Source organism: Xanthomonas cannabis pv. cannabis (genome assembly GCF_000802365.1).
GTDB classification, from domain to species: domain Bacteria; phylum Pseudomonadota; class Gammaproteobacteria; order Xanthomonadales; family Xanthomonadaceae; genus Xanthomonas; species Xanthomonas cannabis.
In genome coordinates this window covers 1-288 of the sequence record NZ_JSZE01000231.1, presented here as the reverse complement: position 1 = coordinate 288, position 288 = coordinate 1, and the positions used below count along the sequence as shown (strand labels likewise).

At 69.4% G+C, this 288-nt stretch carries 1 pseudogene; it reads right to left on the bottom strand.

Annotation, left to right across the window (positions count from 1 at the left end):
* Window positions 1-184 precede the first annotated feature (184 nt).
* Window positions 185-288, bottom strand: a pseudogene (locus OZ10_RS22460) (endonuclease/exonuclease/phosphatase family protein); the annotation flags it as partial.

Below are 288 nucleotides of genomic sequence, written 5' to 3'. Positions count from 1 at the left end.
GCGTGGTGCTGACGTTCCTGCTGACCAATTTCGGCAGCATGGCCGGGGTGTGGCTGGCGGGTGTGCAGATCTTCAATCGGCTGCATGGGTGAGCGCGAGGGCGCTGCCGTGCGCTGTCTCGTAGGAGCGCACCCGGGCGCGACGGAGCGTTACCGGTAAGGCTCCGTCGCGCCCGGGTGCGCTCCTACGGCATTCGGTCGCTCGGTGCGGGCTGGGCCGGTGGCGCGAGCTGCAAGCGTACCCAGACGCCATAGTGGTCCGATGCCCAGCGACCTTCGGCGTAGGGCG